The sequence below is a fragment of the Spirochaetia bacterium genome (assembly GCA_022482625.1).
In the GTDB taxonomy this organism is placed as follows: Bacteria; Spirochaetota; Spirochaetia; order Sphaerochaetales; family Sphaerochaetaceae; genus Pleomorphochaeta.
In genome coordinates, this window is sequence record JAKVOU010000001.1 from 439,727 (window position 1) to 461,869 (window position 22,143).

The following is a 22,143-nucleotide window of genomic DNA, read 5'->3' on the forward strand; positions in this document are numbered from 1 at the left end:
TTTCGCTTATTCCTCATCTTCGGTCTCAGTATCATGGTCCACCGCTTCATCTTCTTCCTTGGTGTCCTCAATGGTTTCAAAGGCAAGTCCAGTACCACAATTGGGGCATTCGGTCATGTCAGGGGTAATGGTATAACCGCAATTCGGGCACTTGTATTCGACCTGTTCGGTTTCCTCTTCTTCATCGACGATATCTACATATTGTTCAATCACAGACTGGATGCTATCCAAATCCTCCTGTGTAAAATCACCGAACTGTGCAAAGTCATTCGGTGTAAGATTGACATACTCTTCTACTGTATATATATCATGGAACTGCAGCTTCATCACAAGATTCTTATCAATCGGAAGTGATGCAAGTTCGAGCTCATCCTCATCGATACCGCTTTCCTGACCTTCCTCAACCCTACCGGCAGGGACAAGATCATCAGTTTCTCCGACTTCTTGTTTTTCTTCCTGAGGTTGCTGCTCCATCTGTTCATCGCCGGCAACAAGCTGTTCATCATCAAAGGCCGGTGCAAACAAGGATTCTGCCTTCTGCCTTGCGACATCGGTCAACTCCAAGTCATTGAACTGTTCCGGAGTCTTGACATCAATCTTCCAATCACACAGTTTCTTTGCCAGCTTGACATTGGTTCCGCCTCTGCCGATAGCAAGGGACAGCTGGCTTTCATCTACGATTGCTACAGCACTGTAGGTCAATCGGTCAAGGATGATCACATCCTGGACCTGTGCAGGAGAAAGGGCATTCTTGATGAAATTCACTGGGTTCGGATCAAAATGAAGAATGTCAATCTTTTCCCCTTCCAGTTCATTGATGACTGTCTGGATCCTGTTGCCTTTCAGTCCGACGCAGGCTCCTACCGGGTCAATATCAATATTGTTTGAAGCAACGGCAACCTTACATCGGATTCCGGCTTCCCTGGCAATTGCCTTGATCTCAATCTGATGATTGGCAATTTCCGGGACTTCAAGTTCAAAAAGCTGACGGACAAGTTCAGGGCTTGTCCTGGAAAGGATGACCCTGACACCTCTGTCCCCTTTCTCGACTTTTTCTACATAGCACTTTATCTTCTCATCCTGCTGGTAACTTTCACGCGGAGATTGGAACCGCCTGGGAAGTATGCCTTCAGTGCTGCCGATATCCACAAAGATATCACCTCTGACCTGTCTGTTGAAATAGCCAATGATCAGCTGGCCTTCCTTTGTCTTGAATTCACTGTAGATGGCATCCTTCTGGATATCACGGAAATCCTGGTGTGCTTTCTGCTTTGCACTCTGTACACTGATTCTGTCAAATTCCCTGTCGATATCAATGGGAATGAGGAGCACATCACCTACTTCACAGTCTGCATCAAGTTTCTTTGCTTCTTCAATAGGGATTTCAAACATTTCCTCATAGTAGTTGTCGTCATCAACTATTTCTTTCCGTGCAAACAATTCAACAGTATTCAAGTCATCACTGAACTTGACGACTGCATTTTCATCAGTTCCATATTTACGTTTATATGCAGCCTTGAGAAAGTTTTCTATGGTTGCCAGAACCAGATCCTTCGAGATCCCTTTCTCTTCTATCATCGAATTGATGGCATTGCTCAGATCAGTTCCCATGTGATCTATCCTCCCAAATATATTCTAACTTAGCTTTCTGGATTGAGTCAAAGAAGATTTCCATATCATCAGAATCATCATCAGACTTCATTGGCTGTCCATCACTTGTCCTGCAATCGGTCAAAATTACTTTTTTTTCTTCCGTTGCAAGTATAATGCCGGACAGCCACACCTTGCCGGCAGGAAGAAAAACACGTACCCTTTTCCCTTTGAACAGAGAAAATTCATGGGCATCATGCAATACTCGCTGCAAGCCTGGAGTTGATACTTCAAGCTGCAGGTCCTTACCGGAAGGAAGTTTTGCTTCCATCCGCGTCTTGATCAGGTTATGCACCGTGGCACAATCATCAACGCCGGTTTCGCCGGCCTTCAAAATGATGGTGACATGCATGCTATAAGCAACCGGAGTATCTGAGGCATTGATATCAACTATCTCCATGCCCAATTGTTCAACCATCGGCTGAAACTCCTGATAAAGTGGTGTTGTCGTTATACTATTTCTCAATGATACCTTTCCTCATAAAAAAAGACCAATAATAAGGGGACCTTTCGGAGGTCCCCAAACAGTTAATCTTCATTAACGCGCTCAGAGTAGACGATTGACAGTTCCTTGTCAAGTGGTATTGCACAGAAATCATGGCCCCCTGGTTCCTGCAATTCAATTCCCAGCCAGGCAGACACATTCCGGCAACTCATGCAACTGTGCTGCAACCAATGTGCGTGCCTGGACACAGGATGTACCTGTGACTACGATATCGTCAACAAGGATAGCTTTCCATCCAAGCCTGGACAATGTATCGGCCTTTCCTACTTTTCTCAGTTCAAACAAATCAACCGTATCATCATGATTCTTTCCACCAAAGCGTTCGGGTCGGCATTTCCTTCTCAGCAGATGCACTGCTGCAAAATGATTGCCATCCGCCTTTTCAAGCAAGCCTGCAATATCTGCCATCTGGTCAAAGCCCCTTTTCCGTCGTCCTGCCCTGCTGCAGGGAATCGGAATGATCATCCAGCCTGGATGTGGGGAACTTTCCGCAGGAAGGGCTTCAAGCAGTCGGCGTAATGCAGAAACAAAAACAGAAGAAAGGTTCCTGTTGCCTCCTGATTTCCATGCTGTCATCAGAATGCTGACAAGACCTTCATAGTGCCAACCATAGTATATGCCATCTTCCTCACGGAGAGTAAAATCCGAAAAAAGCCTGGCATTGCATTCCCTGCACAGCAGCTGGTCACAAGGTCTTTTACAGAGGCTGCATCCCCAATCCATCCTTTTCTCTTTCCTCCTTGCCGATCTCATCCTTCAGCTTCTGCACAAAGAGCATTGCCTGCATCGGTGTGGCATGTTCCAAGTCGAAGGAAGCAATCTCATCAAGTATTGGAGAAAAATCAGGAATATCAGTTTCCTGTACCTGTTCCTTCTTGTCCATTTCATCAAGCAGGAAACTCGAAAAAAGGTCCATATCCATTGAACCCATCACATAGCTGCTGAAATATTTCCTCTGGAAACGGGAAGCGTCCTTCAAGATCGAAGCCGGGACACCGGCAAGCTTGGCCACATGAAGTCCATAGGAAGATGTAGCGATGCCATCGATGACCTTTCGGACAAAGATTACCTGCTTACCCTGTTCCTCTACCTGCAGGGTCTTCAGCTGCACCTTCGAGGTATCGAGAAGTGTCAGCTCATGGTAGTGCGTAGCAAACAGGCACTTTGCCCCGAGTCCTACCAGATAATTCATGAAAGCAAATGCAAGGCTCATGCCATCCTGCGTACTTGTACCCCGCCCTATCTCATCCATGATGACGAAGGATTTCCTGGTAGCAGTCCGCAATATGCGGGCAGCTTCCTGCATCTCTACCATGAACGTAGATTCACCTCTTGCAAGGTTGTCTGAAGCTCCTACCCTACAGAACAGCTTGTCTACCAATGACAGGCTACAGGCAGCAGCAGGGACAAAGCTGCCGACTTGTGCCAGTATGATGATCAGGGCACATTGTCTCAGATAGGTCGATTTACCTGCCATGTTCGGTCCGGTAATCAGTGCAAAACGCTTTGAATCTTCTGTAAACTCCAGGGAATTTGCAACGAATACTCCTGGTCCAAGTTGTTTTTCCACTACGGCATGCCGTCCGTCCTTGATACAGAGGGAATCTTCTTCCGCAAAAACCGGCCTGCAGTAATTGAGTTCAACGGCAACCGTGGCCAAGGCCTGCAGCACGTCTATCCGGCTGAGCGTATTGCCCAAGGCAAGAAGCAGGTCGTGGGCATCGGCACATCGTTCGACAAGAGCTTTGTATACCTGCTTTTCCCTTTCTTCGGCAGCAAAGCTTCCCTGAAGGATCTGCTGATCCATTTCCATAAGTTCCCTGCTGGTATATCGTTCTGCATTTACAAGGGTCTGCTTACGTATCAGGTCATCGGGAACCTTTGATACATTTGCCTTGCTTATCTCAACATAATGTCCGATAATCCGGTTCTGCCCAAGCTTGACTTTTTCTATGCCCATCTGCTCTTTGAGCCTGTCCATATACTCATCAAGCACATGGGCACTGTTTCCCCTGATATGCCTCAGTTCGTCCAACTTGCCGTCATAACCATCCTTGATAACCAGACCTTCCTGGAACAGTCCTTGGACGTCTTCCCTTATCGCCCGGTTGATTTCGTCTACCAAGGCAAGCAGCTGCTCCAGGCCCTGCTCCCCTATGCTGGAAAGGCCACTTGTCTCATCTGTTTCCAATCTGCTGGCATCTACAAGCTTGCCATAAGTAGTCCAATCTTTCGTAATGAGGTCAAAGAATGCCGATGCAGTACGGCTTATGCCAAGCAGATCAGCAGGACTGTTCCGCCGCATCGTAATGCGGGAAGTAAGGCGCACCAGATCCAAGACTTTTGACAATATGGTACGTATACGTTCCCTTTCTTCCTTATGTTCAACAAAATATTGCACCCAATCCTGACGTTCTTCCAATCTTCCTTTGTCACGCAATGGATTTGCAAGCCACTTCTTCAACAGACGTGAGCCTCCGCTGGTAAGCGTCCTGTCAACCGTTGCAAAAAGCGTATTGGATTTTCCACCATCCTGGGTATTCTGGAGTATCTCAAGGCTTCGGAAACTGGATGCATCGATTTTAAGTGAAGAAGAATTGGTTTTCAGCGTATATCCTGCTATCTGCTTGAGGGAACTCATGGCTGTCTGCTGCAGGTAGTACAGCAATGCTCCTGCGACGCCGATTGCAGGTTCAGCATCTTCAATTCCGAACACCGTCAGATTCGAGATTCCGAATTGGTCGCATAGGAGCTTGAATGAACGACGGTGCTGAAACTGCTGGGAAGAAAGCTTGGTTACCATCTTCTGGGTTTCGTCAATGACTTTGGCAAATTCAGGATATACGAAATAGTCATCATCATCTACAAGTATTTCCTTGGGAGCCAGCGAAGCAAGAAAAGACCTCAAAGAGGCATAGTCACTTTCACAGCCAATGCTCTGGAGACAGAATTCACCGCTGGTGATATCACTATAGGCAAGCCGTATGTAACGGCGGTCAAGCTTTATGCAGGCAAGATAACTGCTTTCCTTCGAATTGAGGAAATCATCATCAACTACCGTTGCAGGTGTAATTACTTGGATAACTTCCCTTTTTGCCAATTGCCGTGCATCATTTGACAATTCCAATTGCTCACATATTGCAATTTTTTTTCCTTCATCCAGCAAGCGCTTTATATAGGACTTTGCAGCATGGTAAGGGATGCCGCACATAGGTACCTGAGCCCTACTCGTCAACGTCAGATTGAGCAATCTTGATACTTCAATTGCATCATCCTCAAACATTTCGTAGAAATCACCAAGACGGAAAAAAAGTATCTTGTCCTTGTTCTGTTCCTTGATTGTCCTGTATTGGACCATCATGGGTGTTTCTTTCTCTTTAGCCATGTGCAAAGTATAGCAACTTCAGTGGATTTTTCCTACAACTATCACAAAAAACAAAAAGGACCTGCCCGCAGGCAGATCCCTCGGTCCCGATCCTTTGCAGGTCAGAACAGATTCGTCGAAATCGAAAGGACGATCTTCATACCATTGAATATGCCGCTTCCGAAATCGAAGAGAGAACCATCATCCCATGAGAAACCATCCGATGCAGTCCATGTGGCATCCTTGACAAGATACAACCCTATGGGAAGACTTGGAATCTTGACCTTGACGCCGGTTCCTGCAGCCAAATACCAGGTGTAATCGGAAGGGTCTCCAGTCATTTCAGAAAGATATTCCTTTACCGTAGTAGCGCTGACGAATGTATCCCATGCAACCATCTTGTCAACCAAAGTGGTCTCAACCGACAACTTGTTGTCAAACAGGAAAGCCTGGTCCGTAAGTACATCATGGCCCAAGGCAATGGTCATACCATCGATATAGAGCATTTCACTGCTTGTTGCACCGCTCTGGGCATCTTCTTCCCAACTGCCGTCACTCAGCACGTACTGCGGGAACATGAAACTGATTGAAGATGCAAAAGATGCAACTGTCTTCTGTTTCTTGCCGTTGATTTTCATCGCACCGATCTGCCTGAAGATCGAGAATGAGGTTGCACTCTTGATATAGTTTGAAATACCACCCAGCACACCTCCGGCATAGGTAATGGTCTGGGTAAGCAAATAGCCCTTCGTAGTCTGCTGGACCAAGTCCCTGCCATCCCAGCTCAGACCGATCGAAAGCAGATTGGAGAACTGCCACTGGTCAGCATAGAGTTTGATCAGATAGTTATACGGATCGTATTGTTCATCATATGAGGCCCTGTTCACGCCGATGGAAAGCCCTGTACTTGCTTTGAGGGAACCGGCATCATACCGCCAAGTATATCCGGTATTGTAACCGACAGCCACTCTCCAGCTTTCATATTCCATGAGCTCGTCTGCAGCAGGGGTAGCCTTGCCTGCAGCAACATATGCCTCATAGCTGCTATAGCCACTTGGATAGGCTTTTGCTGATGCATGGCCTCTATAGTACGGACTGTTTGCTCCGCGTTGGAGGATATCTGTCTCATCTGCATGCCTGAAGGTAAGCGTAAAACCATTGGACCAAGGTATGTCTCCGAACCACTCATCAGTATAGCCCAGTACTACCTTTTGGGTTGACGGACTCAAGGTAAGGGAAAGCGAAAGATCATTGCCGGTTCCTGAGAAGTTGTTGTCGGTCCATGTAAGGAATCCGCTTATCGGGAACTCGGTGACCGTACCGCCGAAGGTTGCACCGAACTGTACGTTCTTCTGTCCTCCCTCGGTCAGGTTGAAGATGACGTCGACCTGCTTCATGTCTTCAGTATTCTTTATGTCATAGTTCAGATCGGAAAGCAAAAGTGTATTCTGCAGATTCTGCATTGACTTGATCAAGGCTGCCCTTGAGAATATATCGCCCTCGTGAATCGTCAGCTCACGTCTATAGACTTCTTTCTGGGTAGAACCAGTTCCGTTGAGTATGATCTTGCGGATGGTAGCCTGCGGTCCTTCAGTTATTTTCAGATTGAAATTGATGACATGGTTATCCTCATCCTTGGTACGTTCAGGAATGATATTGAAATAGATGTATCCATTGTCGTAGTAAAGCGATGCAATCTGCTGAAGTTGTTCATTGAACTTGGTAAAGTCCATCTCATCACCCTTCTGCATCGTAATCTTGCTGCGCAAGGTTTCGGTAGGATACACGGTGTTGCCTGCAAAGGTAATGGAACCAAGTTTCCAGACTTCGCCCTCTTCGACGGGGAATACAGCCTTGACCCGTTCAAACGTATCATCTGGCTTCGAAATATCGACAAGTTCAGGAGTACTGACCCTGGCAAAGGCATAGCCTCGGCTCTGATAGTAATCCATCAATGTCTGGACATCCCTTGCAATGGTGGTAGGATCATAATACCCGTTGTTGAAGAAAGACCGGGTCTTGGAAGAAACCTTGGCAGAAAGCACATCACTGGGAATCTTTTCATTTCCACTGAATGCAATCTCTCCGATGACAACCTGCCGTCCTTCGTCGATGGTAAACTTCAGGGATACCGTGGAAGTCTTGTCATCAGAAGTCAACGAAGACTCTATCTTAGCATTTATATATCCCTTGCTCTTGTAATAGTCTTCCAGCTTTTTCTTTGCAAGGGACATTTCCGTACCTTTGTAAAAAGTCCCAACCTGAAGGCCCGAAGTATCCAGCAAGTCCGAATCCTTTATCTTTTTGTTGCCCTCGAACACAACATCCCTAAGCAAAGGAATCTCATAGAAATGGAACTTGATTATCATTCCCATGGAATCATTGGGATTTTTCGTAGCTTCAGGATAAAAATAAGTAAAGCACCCCAAATCCTGCAGTTTCTTCTGCAGCTCAGTGAGCAGAGCATCACTGTAATTGTCGCCCTTATACTGATAGAGGATATCCTTTATCGAATCGACAGGTGCATTGATAATCCCGTCATAGGTGATGTCATCTATCTTCAGCCCATCATACCAAGCAGAAAATGCACTTGTAGAAACAATAGACAGAAGAAGCAGTAGAGCCAGTATCTTCCTTTTCATAGGTTCTCCCTGAAAGCTATAAATCATTATCATGTATGTTAACGAAACTCAATCGTCTTGGTTACACTAAAACCCATAGTATCCAAAACATCCGGTATGGACAACTGCTGGGGATTGGTAAAAACAGAAATCCTGCCAAGTGGAGTGGTTTCTTCAAAACTGATCCGAAGATCCATCACCAGATCGTCGGCAAGGAATTTCAATTTATTCTTTTTCTTGCTGGCCATCAAGTTGAACAATATCTGCAGATAAGCATCACTGGAAAGGTACTTTCCCATGTTTATCGTCGTGTTATTCAAATAAAAAGACATCGGTGAATATGTAGTTTCTGTGTTGTCAAAGCTTATGGCACGTACCAAGAGGTTTTCTACTATGTTGCTTCTGATCGAGAAGTTGTCAAGGTTCAATATCTTGGCAATGTTCCTGTTAAGTTCACTTAAACCGTTGATATCAAAGAAGCCAAGGCTTGTAATCATGCTGGTAGCAGCACCTGCAAGAGATGCAACGGAATTGTTTTCTGTAAGGCTTTGCCCTAGAAGAGCCATGATCTGTGCCTGCGCAAGTGAGGGGCTGCTCGTAAATTTCATGGTAAGGTCATTCAGCGGTGACTTTGGCACTGAAAGTGTAATGTTTACTATGTTACTGTCCTCATCAAGGGCCCTGTATGTAGCGGTAAACTGCAGTTGGGGTACAAAAGCACCGGTCTGTGGGTCCGTTGCAAATGCAAAGGAACCATCATCAATATAGAAATTGTTCTTGAAATAGAAGAACTCTCCCTGGGCAATGTCAATCTTTCCTTTTCCGCTCAATTTCTTTGAAGAAGATGCAAAGGAAAAGCTGAACTGCTGGTTCTGTGCAAATGTAGCCTGCATGATCGGAGATGCAGAATTCGGATAGGTGAAGCTTACGCTTGGTCCTAGGGTAATATCAAAGTCAAAGTTTCCTTTCTTACTTGGTACGATGTAACTCGGATATGATTCAAGTCCATACGTAGCCACGGTATTGCTGATCTTGAGCTTTCCTCTTGTCCAATAGTCATCATCGGCAGCATGATAGCTGAAGTTCCCTTTGAATTGTCCGCGGACGTTGATATTCTGCTGGATAAGCGGAAGGAAGAAAGGTACGTAGTCAGCAATATCAAGATCCATGTCCAGTGACTTCATCGCCCATCCATCCATTTCTATCGAAAAGCTTCCCGAAATGGCTACAGGCTGATGTGTATCAGCCCTCTGTACGTTTCCGTTGACGGATGAAGCAGCAATGCGCGTCCCATTGGCAACGAAGATAAGGTTGTTGAACAGGAACAGGCTGTTTTCTGTCCAAAAAGTCCTTGCACTGAAATCATCAAGGAAGAGGGTTCCGTAATATCTGGGCGAAGTCTTGAAATCCTTGATCCTGAGTTCTCCTGTAATGCCGGAACCTTCAAAAGCAAAAACAGGATTATGCATGAGCAACTGGCCCAGATTGACGGGAACATCAATATCTGTCAGCAGCAAATTTCCTTTTCCTTTGAAGTCTGCTTTCCCTTCCATGCTGATGGAAGCAAAATCCTTAAGACTGAATTGCATGGTCTCAGAAGCAAGATGATAGGTACCATTCAGATATGTACTGCTGACCTGCATGGAATCGGCAGAAAAATCTATATCCAGGGTATTGTCAGGGATATGCACCTTGTCTTCTGCACGTAGCTTGAACTGACGGTCAAAAGGCTTGGCATCTTCAAGCAGGTGTACGTTACGAATCGATATCTTTGCCGTCATGCCGGACAAATCCGAAAGAGACAGCTTCCTGATATGCCCTACAAGGGATTTCATGTCCACTTTTCCGAATTCGGCAGAAAAGCCAAGGTCAGCACTGGTTTTTTGATCAACAGGGAAATCCTTGCGCACCGAAGCAAAGTTCATTTTCCCTGCTGCTGTCCTGCCCTTCAAATCAATGCTTATGTTTCCATCCGAAATCGTACTGTTGCCCTTTGCAAATGAAAGGGAACTGAGCGTACATTGCTCTGCCTTGAGGCTCAGGTTGCTTTTCATGCTCAGGCCTTGTCCAGGATTGCTGAGATCAACGATACCATTCAGTGAATTTTCCGTACGGAAATCAGTTTCTCCAGCTATCCTGAGGTTGAGCGAGGTCCCCCCAAGAGAAGGAAACAATGTTCCCAATGACAGCATGGATGCGTCAAGCAGCAGTTTGGTATGGATGGTATCAGTATTGTCCATGACCAGTTCAAGAGTCTGGCTGCGTCCATCTCCCAGACTAAGCAAGAAGGAATATGGGACTTGAAGCCGCGTAGAAATCAATTTATAGAAAGGACTGCCATGGTAAGAAGCTGTCCCGTTATAGGAAACAAGTTTTCCGTCTGCCTGTTTCCTACCAAAGGAAATGGAACTGAAATCGAGACTGTCCGCTGTAAGTTTTCCTGAACAGCCGAACGTATAGTCTCCACCGTTATAGGAAAATACAAAATCCTGCAAACCGGCATACCAGGTATCCTTGTCCGTGTAATCGGCCAGGAATGCTCCGCTGATCGAAGTAGTCGGCAGGAAAGGCAACGGAAGCTTGTCCATGGACAAGGACAAATGGGTCTTGCCCATGAAGGAAGCATAAAGGTTCAGCTGTGCCCCTGAGATGATTGAAAGGGAAAGCCTGTCCATATTGAATTTGATCGACATCGGATAAGTAATGGTATCCAACGTCAGGTCAAGCGAGGAAGTGACCGTCCGTGCAGTACTTGTATCAACGATGCCTTTGATCAACAGGCTCGGGACCGGAGGTGCCACGACCTGATAGCTATACTGCCCGCTTCTGCTTGAATCGAAAGAAACAGACATGATATTCTTGCCGTCCTTGACAGTATCCAGCCTAAGTTCGCCCCTAGGCAGCATTGGATCAAATCCTATCGAACCCTTGTAGCTGAAGCGGTAGCCGAGTACGCCCAGGCTGAATGTATTTACCGTCAGGGTATCTGATTTCATGTAAGCATCCAACGTCATGCCGATATTGAAATGCGACGAAGCAAAGGCAACTGAATTGAAGACCAGCTGCCCGTTGATCCTACCATCGATCGGAACGACTTTGCCTTGTGAAAGCGAACCCTGGATATTCAGGGTTCCCCACATCACCGTAGAATCGGTGATGAACGGATGCAAGGCCGGTGCATAGGTTGCAAGGAAGGGACCGAAAGACATAGGCTTGAAATCGTCAAGGGAAACAACTCCGGAGAAAGATGAGTCCTTGATGGATTTTCCAGAGATGCTGTAGACGCCTTTGATATGAAGGGAATCACCATAGGCAAAATCAGCTTCAACCATCTGCAGCTTGTCTGATTCAAGAGGCAATGTCCCCTGGTAGCCGAGGGAAAGTCCTGCATCCTGGGAGAAAGTCGGCACGCTGATATCCGATACCTTGAGCTGTACGCTCGTCGCCGTAAGGTTATTCCGGCTGCTTGCTTTCAGGTTGACCTTGCAGGTTCCTTTTTGCCCAAGCAAAGGAATGGTACCGGCCGCCTGACCAGAAAGTTGAAGTGAAAGGTCATGGTAATTTTTCCGTAATGTCTCCAGCAGGGATCCATCTCCCATCACAGGTTTGTCCGAAACAGGCGTCCCGGCCACCTCAAGGCCGAGATTGCCGGCAGTGCCATCATATTTGCTGCCTGCAAACGTAAGCTTTTCAAGGGTTCCCTTCAAGGAAGTCGGCAAAGTCCCATTGCAGAGCAGGACCAGCTGCAGGTCTTCCGTACCAAGTTCCAGATGTTCTTTCCCCAACAATGTACAGGAAGCTTTGTTTCCCTTGTGCACGACCAGCTGCAGCTGTTTGTCTACATAGGAAACTGCCAGATCCAAGTCAGTCATCGTAGCATTCGCCTGACTGCTTGTGAACGCAATGTCATCCATCTTCAGATGGACGGAAAAATCCCTCAGGTTGGTAACCAGGCCGGCAGAAAAAGAAGAAACATCAATATTGCCACCAGCGGCGGATGCGACTGCACCTGTCCCTTCTACCGTGACATTGCCAGGTTGAGCCAGGCCATAGGCAATATGTAGCTTTTTCAGGCTTCCTGCATAGGAAGTACCAGCAAAAGAAATATTCTGAAGATACAGGGAAAGTTTGTCATTTTCCCAAAGCAGGTTGAAGGAATCCAACTTTGCCCGCCCGTCTTTGACCCCAATGATACCCTCGTTTCCCTTTACCTGGACATTTGTTATATCTCCAGTCTCATTTAAAAAGAATACAAGGGAAGAAAGATGGATTCGGGAGTGGTAGCCTGTCCCCTTGATTTCTACTTGTCCATCGGCAAGTCCTATACGGAAAGATGAGCCAAGCAGCTTCTGTGGCAAAACGGAAGCGATATTGAAGTGACCGGAAGCAATGAATCCCTCGATCTTTGACAATATCCAGTCCATCTGCACCTGGGATGAACCGTCATTTGCTTCCCCCTGCTCCAGATTCAAGGTAACGCCATCAAGCACAAGGTCCACTTGGGCCTTATGACCGAAGAAAACAGCTATATTGTCCACAAGGGAATGGGAAGCTTCCATAGTAGTCACATGGAGAAGTGTCTTACCTTGATGGGTAAGCGTAATATCATGGAAAACCTGATGGGAAAGGAAGGACGAATTCATCTGTCCTATGCTGAGTTGGAAATCATCGGGCAGCTGAATAGGATCAAGGAGGGCATCGGTAGTGATTTCAATAGGTGAATATAGACGGGCATACCTCTGGCCACAATAGACCAAGGCTAGGACAACGCAAAGAATCATGGTCATTACCCAGACCGTCTGCCTGTTGCTATGGTATTTCACGTTCCGTTTCCTCTGTCGCCAGTATACTTCATGATTACCTTTTTATGTATCTTTTTCAACCGACTGCAGGAGAAAAAAGAGACCGATAGGTTTACATCGGGCGGTGTCCCCGATAAAATCAGGGTGTTTCCTGCCTGCCGGAACCGGTCGACATGAATCAGACAAGGAAGGAACATGCCAACCATACTAAAGAATTTTGTGGTCATTGAAGGCCTGGATGGGTCAGGTACCACAACACAGCTCAAGGCACTGGATAAAATCCTCACAGATGAGGGTAAAAAGACTTTCATCACCTGTGAGCCTACTACGGGTCCCATAGGTTGCCTTATCCGTCAGTTTCTCAGCGGTCAGATCAAGACGACGCCCGGTGCGCTGGCAAGACTCTACAGTGCTGACAGAGAAGACCATCTTTTTCATGAAAATGATGGAATCATAGCAAGATTGAAAGAAGGCTATACCGTACTGAGTGACCGTTATCTTTTTTCTTCCCTTGCCTACCAGAGCATCGGAATCGGCTATGCACAGGTAGCATTGCTCAACCGTTTTCCACTTCCTGAAAAGCTTATATTCATAGATACACCGGTAGCAGTATGCATGCAGAGAATAGAGAAGCGCGGCAATTGCAAGGAAATATTTGAAAAGCAGGCTTTTCTTGAAAAAGTCGAGGCAAACTACAGGAAAATACTTTCAGAGCTCGACTCCGGCATATGCCTGATCAAGATCGACGGTACCTTGGGCCCCGATGCCATCACCGCAGAGATCCTGCAGCAATGGCACAGGGCTGTACCGCTTTCTACATAAGGAACATTGCGTCCCCGTAACTGAAGAAATGGTACTGCTGCTCTACGGCATGGGCATAGGCATCAAGGATATGCTTCCTTCCTGCAAAGACGGACACAAGAACCAGCAAGGTGGATTCAGGAGTATGGAAATTAGTCAGCAACTGGTTCACTACCCGATAAGCAAAACCTGGCTTTATGAACAGATTTGTCCTATTCATGCCACTTCGCACACTGTCGGTTGCCGGATCATAGGCACTTTCCAGTGTCCTGACGCTGGTCGTACCGACTGCGACGATCTTCCGGCCTTCCTTTCTTGCCTGATTGATGGTTGCTGCGGCTTCCTCACTTATCGTGTACCGTTCAAAATGCATTTGGTGGTCCCCTACCTGCTTGGTGCGCATCGGTATGAATGTCCCCATGCCGACATGCAGGGTGACCTCTACGATTTCAATTCCCTTTTTCCTGATTTCATCCAGCAAGCCGTCAGTAAAATGCAGTCCGGCAGTCGGGGCAGCAACACTTCCCTCATGTGAGGCATAGACCGTCTGGTAACGTTTCGTATCCCAGGAATCATCCTTTCTCTTGATATAGGGAGGAAGCGGTACATGTCCATATTGCAAGAAGAAATCTTCGCCAACGTGCCTGTCAAAGGAAACGATCTTCGTCCCATCGTCAAGTTCCTCGGCTATCGTTCCCTGCATGCCGTTTCCAAAGACAAAGGTCTTGCCTACCTTTTGTTTCTTGCTTTTTGTAACCATGCAGTTCCAGCTATGGTCTTCCCGTTCCTCAAGGAACAGGAATTCCACCTTTCCTCCATATTGGCTGTTGCCGTATACCCTTGCCTTCCTTACTTTGGAATTGTTGATTACCATCACGCTGCCGGGGGTAAGAAGCGATGGGAAATCGCTGATCATGAGGTCCCTGTACGCACCGGTCTGTCTGTCCATTGCAAGAAGCCTGTCCTCACCCCTGCGCTCGGCAGGGACCTGGGCAATAAGTTCTGGCGGCAGGTAAAAATCATAGTCCTCCGTCAGGAGGCCTGTCTGTGTTTCATCAGTCATGTTATCTATCCTGTTCCTCAGTAAAAAGATTATTCCGGCAATCATCGGAAGGAATTGGTTTTCCCAACAGTTCATAGGCCTTGTGCGTGACACAACGGCCTCTTGGCGTCCTGACGAGATAGCCTTGCTGGATAAGGTAAGGTTCGTAGAAATCTTCCAAGGATTCCACAGCCTCGCCGACACTTATGCAAAGGGTTGAGCCACCGACAGGGCCTCCGCCATAATAGTTGATGATTGTCGAAAGTATGTTACGGTCCTGGCTTTCCAGTCCGTTGGGATCGATGCCAAGGCGTTTGAGACTCTCCTTCACTACATCCCTGTTCACTGTCCCGTCACCGATTATTGCCGCAAAGTCCCTCATACGTCTGAGAAGACGGTTTGCTATCCTTGGTGTACCACGTGAACATTTTGCCAGCATCCTTGTTGCCTCAGCATCAATTTTACAGCCGATCAGCTTTGCCGAACGGGTAATGATGTTCGAAAGGTCATCTTCCTGATAATAGCTCAGATGACAGGTAATACCGAAACGGGAATGGAGCGGGGAAGATACCTGCCCTGCCTTGGTCGTTGCCCCGACAAGCGTAAAATGAGGCAGTGGGATCCTCATGGTCCGTGCAGCAGGTCCCTGGCCTATTACCCAGTCTATCTCAAAGTCTTCCATGGCAATGTAGAGCATTTCCTCCAGGACGGGCTTGAGCCTATGGATTTCATCTATGAAGAATATGGACCCCTCGCTGACATTTGTCAGTATGCCTGCCAGATCCTTCGGCTTTTCAAGTGCCGGGGCACTGGTCATTCGGATTTCCGTACCCATTTCATTGGCAATGATCGAGGCAAGTGTCGTCTTGCCGAGCCCCGGAGGCCCGATGAGAAAAGTATGGTCCAAAGCTTCACCACGTTGCCGTGCGGCCTTGATGAATACGGAAAGATTGTCCTTTATCTGCTGCTGTCCCTGGAAATCCGAAAGCTTTTTCGGACGAAGTATGTTTTCCTGTTCATCTGCATCCTGCTGGAATGAGGACGAAACAGGAGAATTGGCCTGCAGCTGTGCCACGTTTTCAAGATTGTCTTCAATAGTATGATCTTCCACTCGTTCCTCCTAGCTCAGACTGAACATGAGATCCTTGAAGATTTTCTGTTCTGCCTTGTCCCTGTCCAGCGACTTCAGTACTTCTTCGTCCTTTGTCAGTATGGCCTTGAGTCCTGTCTCAATTCTTTTCCTGTCATACCCCATTTCCAAGAAGGCATCAATGAGCTCATGGTACGGGCGAAGGGATGAGTCCGTAAGGAGAGCAACACCGCCGTCTGCTGCAGTTTCATCTTCGATTACCAGACGATTGCGCAGGGCAAGTACAAGACGCTGGGCAGTCTTTGCACCCACGCCAGGAAGCTTGGACAATGCCTTGACATTGCCTTCATCCAAGTCATGCACAAAAGATTTGACTTGGGTACCGCCGAGGATTTTCAGGGCACCTCTCGCACCGATCCCCTGTACCGAAAGAAGCTGCAGGAATATTTCCCTGGTCTTCTCATCAAGGAAACCATAGAGAAGCATTGCATCTTCCCTATGGACCAGATACGTTACCAGCCTCACTGCCAGCCGGTCTTCTCCTTTCAGCATGCTTAGTTTCGAGGATGTCTGACCATCTATCAGAATCTGATATTCAATGGCTCCGGCCTTGAGGATAACCATATCCTGGCTTACGTTTACGATATCACCCGTCACTGCGTTGATCATATTCTTTTTCCCATCCTTATACGACTGGACTCCAAGGTAGCAAGGCAGATGGCAACGGAAAGTGCATCGGCTGCATGGTCCGGCTTCGGTACTTCCTTGAGTCCGAGATGAAGCCTGACCATTTCCTGCATCTGTTTCTTGTCTGCTCCGCCATATCCGGTAATGGTTGATTTTATCTGTACGGGCGAGTACAGCCTGATCGGCAATTCCTGTCCTGCAAGTTCATGGCAGACAGCACCGATTACCTTTGCCACCGAAATGGCCGAGGAGATATTTCTGGTAAAGTATATATCCTCGATACCGACTGTTTCAACAGCATACTTTTGTGCAATGTCCCCGATTTTCACTGCTATGTCATGAATCCTAAGCGGTTCTTTTTCATCACCGCTTGTCCTTATGACACCAAAAGAAACAGGCCGGAAACGCTGGCCGATGCCGTCGACCACGCCCCAGCCTGTATTGGCCAGCCCAGGATCAATCCCAAGGATCCTCACAGTTATTCTTCGTCTTCGTAGTCATCAGGCAATTCAAGGTTCGTAGAGACCATCTGAACGTCCTCAAGATCCTCAAGCCTGTCGACTATCTTCATGATCTTCTGGGCCTTTTCCTTGTCCAGCTGGATCATCTGGTCTGCAATTTTGTTGATCTCTGCACTTTCCTGATCGAAACCTGCATTCTGCATACCTTCAAGGACATTTGCAAAATCAGCTGGCTGACAGGTAACCTCGATGGTTCCGTCACTTGTTTCGACATCCTCTGCACCAAGATCCAAAGCTTTTTCAAAGATTGCATCTTCTGTATATTTTTCTGCATCGTAGTCGATGACACCTTTGGTCTGGAACATATACGAGACGCATCCTGTCGTCCCAAGGGAGCCGCCAAGCTTGGTCAGTGTCGAACGGACGTCGGCAGCAGTACGGTTCTTGTTGTCCGTAAGCGTATCGACGATGATTGCAATCCCTCCTGGTGCATACCCTTCATAGGTAAGTTCGTAATAGGTGGATGTATCTGAATCACCTGAACCTTTCTTGATCGCCCTTTCAATGTTATCTTTCGGCATGTTTTCTGCTTTTGCCTTAAGGACAGCAGTCCTGAGCGCAGCATTGGATTCAGGATCAGGACCGCCCGTTTTGGCTGCAACTGTGATCTCTTTGATCAGTTTCGTAAACTTCTGGCCACGCTTTGCATCTGCGACGCCTTTCTTGTGTTTGATTGTCGACCATTTGCTATGTCCTGACATATATACCTCTTGTATCTCTTAAGTAGAATAATCGGAACTTTAAAAAAATTCCATAAAAATCTAGCATATTGGCTAGATACGGTCAAGGGCAAGGGCAAGGGTCAGGATGACTGCATCACTGACAAGAAGTCCTTCCCTTGTCAGGGAAAAAGTATTTTTCCCTTCAGTGTACCAAGATGGATTGATATAGGCTGCCCGCTCCAGCAAGTCGGAAAAAGAGAATCCGAAACGTTCCTTGAACTGTTTCCGATCAATACCCTCTGCTGTCCGGAGCTTGACCAGCAGATATTCTTCTGCTTCCTTTTTCCGATCAAGTTCTTCAAGTTCAAAACCACTGAAAGCAGCCCCTTCGAGATATTCCGGCAACTGTTGCCTGACAGTCAGCCGCAGCAGGTTGCCGCTTTTTTCCCTCAGGGTCGATGCAGCACTGCAGCCCAATCCCAGATAAGGCTGAAGTCTCCAGTACCTTTGGTTATGGAAACAGGCTGCTCCCTCTTTTGCAAAGTTGGACACTTCATATTGATGGAAACCTTTGGAAGCCAGATATTGCCACAGTTGCCCAAGGTTATCTGCCATCTGGTCATCATCAGGTACAGAAAGTTCATGGCCCCGTACCTGAGCTGTCAGTCTTGTGCCTTCCTCAAGTGTCAGGCAATAGAGAGAAAGATGAGTCGGATGAGCAATGTCCACTACTTCATCGATATCAGCCTTGGCGCCCTCAGGCGTCTGCCCTGGAAGGCCTTCCATCAGATCAAAGGAAAGCCTGCAGTCCGTCGGAAGTTGACAAGCAAGCCTGAGAGCCCGAAGATTGTCATTCCGCCTGGCATGACGGCCAAGCAGGGAAAGCGTAGCATTGTCCATGCTTTGGATACCCATGGACAGACGATTGGCCAAGCCACTGGAAAAAAGATCCAGATGTTTCTCTGTAAAACTTTCAGGATTGATCTCAAAGGTCGTCTCCTTGCTAGGGCCAGCAGACCTAAGCAAATGAGCCAATTGGGCGACAGTCAGGTTACCGGGATTGCCTCCACCGACAAATATCGTTTCAAAAGGCTTCCCGTAAGCATTCCGGGCCATAATGATTTCTTTTTCCAGCCTGTCCAGATATGGCTGTATCCTTGCCTGCCAAGCTGGCATTTCTTCACTGTAGAAGGCACAGTAACCACATCTTTTTCCGCAGAAAGGCAAATGTATATACAGTGAAAGGTCTTCCTGTCCATGGATGCATGCCAACAAACCGGAAGCTGCAGATTGTAAACCGAGGCTACTTGTTCCCAAGATAGGCAATCCTGTTGAGCGGCCAGAAGCGTGCCAAGACCCTTCCGTTGACTTTTTCCTGGGAAATCGGGCCGAAATACCTGCCGTCTGAACTGTCGTCCCTGTTGTCACCCAGCGGCAATACGCAACCTTCCGGTACCGTGACACCCAGTTGATATTTTGCCGCATCGCTGCGGAACGTAAAATCATCTGGACGGAGCAGGCTCTTTGACAAAGTCCGTGATGCTTCGAACTGATACATGTCCCTGGGATACTTGTTGTCCTTCAGCTGTGTATAGGCACTGAGCAGGTATGAAGGTGCCTGGTTGGAGGAATACTTGAGGTCCTGATAACCTATCAGGCTTCCCCATGCCCTCAGACCCGTATAGTAACTGGAATCAAGTGTACGGTTCGGTCCGTCGCTCAGTCCATTCTTGCTTCTAAAAGCAGTTTCTTTCTGGAAATCAGCACTGCCGGCAGGACGGATGAGGACGTTGCCGTCCACGAATCTGACCGTATCTCCTTCCAAGGCTGCACAGCGTTTTACCAAAAGACGCTCTGCAGGCGTACCATCAGCATTCTTATCGATGTTGACCAAGGAAAAGGTAGCGGAAAACAGCAATTGGCTGAGCGTATCAAAAAGCGGTCCCTTGATATGGTAGTCAGGGTTATAGAACGTGATGATATCATCCCTGTGTACCCGTCTGTTTGCCGTGAATATCTTCTTGCTGTCAGGATAGAGTTCCATACCATAGATATTCTTGTTGACGAATACCCTGTCGCCGATAAGCAAGGTCTTCTCCATTGACGGACTGGGGATGACGAACAGCTGGAAAAGATAGAGGTTGATGATGAAGATGACGACAACTGCAAAAAGTATTGCATCAACCCATCCTTTCAGTTCACCCAAGAACGTACGCTTGGGCGCATGCTGGCGCTCATAGAGCTTCAGGGCCTTTCGTTTGGTCAGATACCGGCTGGCATAGCCTTCCACTTTGGTTAGAAACGCATCCATATGGGCAACTGTACACCAAACAGGCCGCAGTTGACAAGGATGTTGCGAAAAGATACCTTTCACCTATGAAACAAAAGATCGAATTGCCAAAGATTGAGCCGGTAAAACTGAAGCCGTGGGGGCCGATCCGGCCCGGTATATACGTGCTTGTCCTCTTCATCCTGGCTGTGGCATTGATCCTCTTTCTTGTCGGTTTCCTGCCCGGTATCCTGCACGGAGGCAGAACCGTCAACTTTACAAGTGAACTGCAGGATGTGGGTGTAAGCGTCGATGGTACCTACATAAGCGGTACACCGGCACAGTCATTCATTTCATCAGGTGACCATGAGGTTACTTTTTCAAAGGGTGGCATCGCCCTTTCTACCCAGAACATACATATCGATCATCCCGTTTTCTTTACTTGGCTGGTATTCCGCTATAAAAAAGTCGCAATGGAACAGCCTCAGCTAGATGCAAGCCAGCAACTTGACCTCAGGAATTTCGACCTGCAGCAGATCATCGACCAGAGTGCTGTCCTTGATTTCGACAGGGTCAACAACTACATCCCATATTTCTTAGGTTATGCAAAGGATGCCGTCAGACTTTCCTTTTCAAAGGAAGACATAAAGCAGGACATGGAAATCGCCTGTGCTTTCATCAGCAGCCGTCAGATGCTTGACGACGCAAAGAATGCCTTTGATTATCTCGGCATAGACGGCAATGCATATTTTTCTGCAGCTCAATCCCTCTTCAACGGCAAGGACGGTATGAAGATGGGCAAGGCTGCCGATGAAAGTTTTGTGCCACAGGCAACCGATGACAAGCTTTCCCTCGGCAATGGAGTCACCATCACAGGTTCAAGACTTGCAGCTGCTTCATATCTGATGGGAGACAAAGTATCAGCTTCCTATCCGACTACAAATTCTTTGGGCATGGAAACACAGGTCCCGGCCTTTTCCCTTGCACAGCTCCCGGTAAGCGAATACCAATATGCACTGTTCGTCCAGGACAATCCGGAGTGGGCAAAGGAAAACAGGACGAAGCTCATGGAAGAAGAATTGGTAGACGAAAATTATCTTGCAGGAATCTCACTGTCAGTCTCCCAACCGAATCTGACGGCAATACGCAATATCAGCTTCAAGGCTGCAAAGGCATTCTGTGCTTGGGCAAGCAAGAAAAGCGGCCGTACCTGTTTCCTTCCTACGGAAGAAATGTGGGAGGAAGCCTCTTATCTCAATCAGAGTAATTTTGCCCTTTCCTTGGTCAACCTTGATGATTCGAACGCACGTTTCAAGATGATGATGGGCGGTGTATGGGAAATGACTTCAACTCCCTACGTGCCGCTTGCACGTCTGGTCCCTGCGAACAAATCAACTCTTGAAGGAGAACTTGCAGACAGAAGCCTGGCCTGTGACTACATCGTAAAGGGTGGTTCAGTACTCGATGACTCCGTTTCCCGACATACCGTCGGTGCCGTTGGTCCCACAAGGCTGAATCCTACGCTGGGCTTCCGTCTTGCCTGGCAATAGGCTGCTGCAGATCCTTCCCACCTACCCCCTTTGTCTTGGAATGTTTTTTGCAGTATACTGCCCCTTGTCCATTTTATGAGTGAGGTGAGCAGCATGTCCAAGACAGGCAAACAGGATATCAAAGTACTGCAGCGAAACAAGAAAGCATTCTTCAATTATGAGATACTTGAAACCCTCGAATGCGGCATGAGCCTTTCCGGAACAGAAGTGAAGAGCATGCGTGAGGGTCGTTTTTCTTTCACTGACAGCTATGTGACAATTGAAAACGGACAGCTTAGGCTTCTGCAATTTACCATACAGCCTTACAAACAGGGGTCCATTTTCAATCATATACCTTCAGGGCCAAGGGTCCTGCTTGCGCACAAGCAGGAAATCAAGCGGCTGAAGAGAAAAACAGAAGAAAAGGGACTGACGCTCGTTCCTATCCGCGTCTATCTGAAGGGCAACCTTGTCAAGATGGAGATCGGCCTTGCAAGAGGCAAGGCGTTGCATGACAAACGGGATGCAATCAAGGAACGCGACATGAAACGGGATGCAAAAAGGGAACTGAAGCGCCTGAACTATTAGAAGGAGGAAATC

16 protein-coding genes are annotated in these 22,143 nt (G+C 47.4%); 3 read left to right on the plus strand and 13 right to left on the minus strand.

All coding sequences use genetic code 11. The annotated features are described in order from the left end of the window. Positions 1-6 precede the first annotated feature (6 nt). The 6 genes from nusA to LKE40_02045 all read right to left on the minus strand — a co-directional run bounded on the left by nusA (position 7) and on the right by LKE40_02045 (position 12,963). Entirely contained in the window at positions 7-1,611 is a 1,605-nt protein-coding gene (gene nusA / locus LKE40_02020) for a transcription termination factor NusA (protein MCH3916259.1), read from the minus strand. Next, positions 1,601-2,068, minus strand: a complete 468-nt coding sequence (locus tag LKE40_02025; protein ID MCH3916260.1) for a ribosome assembly cofactor RimP — start codon at positions 2,066-2,068, stop codon at positions 1,601-1,603. The genes nusA and LKE40_02025 overlap by 11 nt, the downstream gene beginning before the upstream one ends. Before the next feature lie 201 nt (positions 2,069-2,269). Next, a complete protein-coding gene (locus tag LKE40_02030; GenBank protein MCH3916261.1) occupies positions 2,270-2,878 on the minus strand; it encodes a hypothetical protein in 609 nt (202 codons plus the stop codon). Continuing rightward, on the minus strand, positions 2,853-5,540 hold the full coding sequence (gene mutS, locus LKE40_02035; GenBank protein MCH3916262.1) for a DNA mismatch repair protein MutS: 2,688 nt from the start codon (positions 5,538-5,540) through the stop codon (positions 2,853-2,855). Before mutS ends, LKE40_02030 begins: the two co-directional genes overlap by 26 nt. Before the next feature lie 101 nt (positions 5,541-5,641). Beyond that, on the minus strand, positions 5,642-8,161 hold the full coding sequence (bamA, locus tag LKE40_02040; GenBank protein ID MCH3916263.1) for an outer membrane protein assembly factor BamA: 2,520 nt from the start codon (positions 8,159-8,161) through the stop codon (positions 5,642-5,644). A gap of 38 nt (positions 8,162-8,199) precedes the next feature. Then, positions 8,200-12,963, minus strand: a complete 4,764-nt coding sequence (locus LKE40_02045) for a translocation/assembly module TamB (GenBank protein ID MCH3916264.1) — start codon at positions 12,961-12,963, stop codon at positions 8,200-8,202. 174 nt (positions 12,964-13,137) lie between these two features. Here LKE40_02045 and tmk point away from each other — a divergent pair, with 174 nt between their 5' ends. Then, complete coding sequence (tmk, locus tag LKE40_02050; protein MCH3916265.1) at positions 13,138-13,764, plus strand: dTMP kinase; 627 nt, start codon at positions 13,138-13,140, stop codon at positions 13,762-13,764. On the opposite strand, the gene queA is transcribed toward tmk, so the two are convergent. The 7 genes from queA to lepB form a co-directional block, all read right to left on the minus strand. Next, positions 13,757-14,806 (minus strand): tRNA preQ1(34) S-adenosylmethionine ribosyltransferase-isomerase QueA, encoded by a 1,050-nt coding sequence (gene queA, locus LKE40_02055; protein MCH3916266.1) that lies wholly within the window; start codon positions 14,804-14,806, stop codon positions 13,757-13,759. The genes tmk and queA overlap by 8 nt on opposite strands. Position 14,807: 1 nt before the next feature. After that, on the minus strand, positions 14,808-15,851 hold the full coding sequence (gene ruvB / locus LKE40_02060; GenBank protein ID MCH3916267.1) for a Holliday junction branch migration DNA helicase RuvB: 1,044 nt from the start codon (positions 15,849-15,851) through the stop codon (positions 14,808-14,810). 54 nt (positions 15,852-15,905) lie between these two features. Next, on the minus strand, positions 15,906-16,544 hold the full coding sequence (gene ruvA / locus LKE40_02065) for a Holliday junction branch migration protein RuvA (GenBank protein MCH3916268.1): 639 nt from the start codon (positions 16,542-16,544) through the stop codon (positions 15,906-15,908). Next, positions 16,541-17,038 (minus strand): crossover junction endodeoxyribonuclease RuvC, encoded by a 498-nt coding sequence (gene ruvC, locus LKE40_02070; protein ID MCH3916269.1) that lies wholly within the window; start codon positions 17,036-17,038, stop codon positions 16,541-16,543. Before ruvC ends, ruvA begins: the two co-directional genes overlap by 4 nt. Before the next feature lie 2 nt (positions 17,039-17,040). Continuing rightward, the gene (locus tag LKE40_02075; protein ID MCH3916270.1) at positions 17,041-17,784 is read right to left on the minus strand and encodes a YebC/PmpR family DNA-binding transcriptional regulator; all 744 of its coding nucleotides are present in this window, start codon (positions 17,782-17,784) and stop codon (positions 17,041-17,043) included. Positions 17,785-17,856: 72 nt separating this feature from the next. Continuing rightward, positions 17,857-19,062 (minus strand): radical SAM family heme chaperone HemW, encoded by a 1,206-nt coding sequence (hemW, locus tag LKE40_02080; protein MCH3916271.1) that lies wholly within the window; start codon positions 19,060-19,062, stop codon positions 17,857-17,859. After that, entirely contained in the window at positions 19,049-20,056 is a 1,008-nt protein-coding gene (gene lepB, locus LKE40_02085; protein ID MCH3916272.1) for a signal peptidase I, read from the minus strand. The genes hemW and lepB overlap by 14 nt, the downstream gene beginning before the upstream one ends. A 65-nt stretch (positions 20,057-20,121) precedes the next feature. On the opposite strand from lepB, the gene LKE40_02090 reads away from it, so the two are divergent. Next, the gene (locus LKE40_02090) at positions 20,122-21,564 is read left to right on the plus strand and encodes a formylglycine-generating enzyme family protein (protein MCH3916273.1); all 1,443 of its coding nucleotides are present in this window, start codon (positions 20,122-20,124) and stop codon (positions 21,562-21,564) included. A 93-nt stretch (positions 21,565-21,657) separates the two neighbouring features. After that, positions 21,658-22,131 carry an SsrA-binding protein SmpB gene (gene smpB / locus LKE40_02095; GenBank protein ID MCH3916274.1) on the plus strand — a complete coding sequence of 158 codons (474 nt, stop codon included), beginning with the start codon at positions 21,658-21,660 and terminating at the stop codon, positions 22,129-22,131. The last annotated feature ends 12 nt before the right edge of the window (positions 22,132-22,143 follow it).

Coding starts and splice junctions, on each gene's coding strand:
- LKE40_02025 (MCH3916260.1), bottom strand. CDS start 2,068: ATGGTTGAACAATTGGGCATGGAGATAGTTGATATCAATGCCTCAGAT.
- bamA (MCH3916263.1), bottom strand. CDS start 8,161: ATGAAAAGGAAGATACTGGCTCTACTGCTTCTTCTGTCTATTGTTTCT.
- LKE40_02090 (MCH3916273.1), top strand. CDS start 20,122: ATGAAACAAAAGATCGAATTGCCAAAGATTGAGCCGGTAAAACTGAAG.
- LKE40_02075 (MCH3916270.1), bottom strand. CDS start 17,784: ATGTCAGGACATAGCAAATGGTCGACAATCAAACACAAGAAAGGCGTC.
- ruvA (MCH3916268.1), bottom strand. CDS start 16,544: ATGATCAACGCAGTGACGGGTGATATCGTAAACGTAAGCCAGGATATG.
- tmk (MCH3916265.1), top strand. CDS start 13,138: ATGCCAACCATACTAAAGAATTTTGTGGTCATTGAAGGCCTGGATGGG.
- nusA (MCH3916259.1), bottom strand. CDS start 1,611: ATGGGAACTGATCTGAGCAATGCCATCAATTCGATGATAGAAGAGAAA.
- lepB (MCH3916272.1), bottom strand. CDS start 20,056: ATGGATGCGTTTCTAACCAAAGTGGAAGGCTATGCCAGCCGGTATCTG.
- smpB (MCH3916274.1), top strand. CDS start 21,658: ATGTCCAAGACAGGCAAACAGGATATCAAAGTACTGCAGCGAAACAAG.
- queA (MCH3916266.1), bottom strand. CDS start 14,806: ATGACTGATGAAACACAGACAGGCCTCCTGACGGAGGACTATGATTTT.
- LKE40_02030 (MCH3916261.1), bottom strand. CDS start 2,878: ATGGATTGGGGATGCAGCCTCTGTAAAAGACCTTGTGACCAGCTGCTG.
- mutS (MCH3916262.1), bottom strand. CDS start 5,540: ATGGCTAAAGAGAAAGAAACACCCATGATGGTCCAATACAGGACAATC.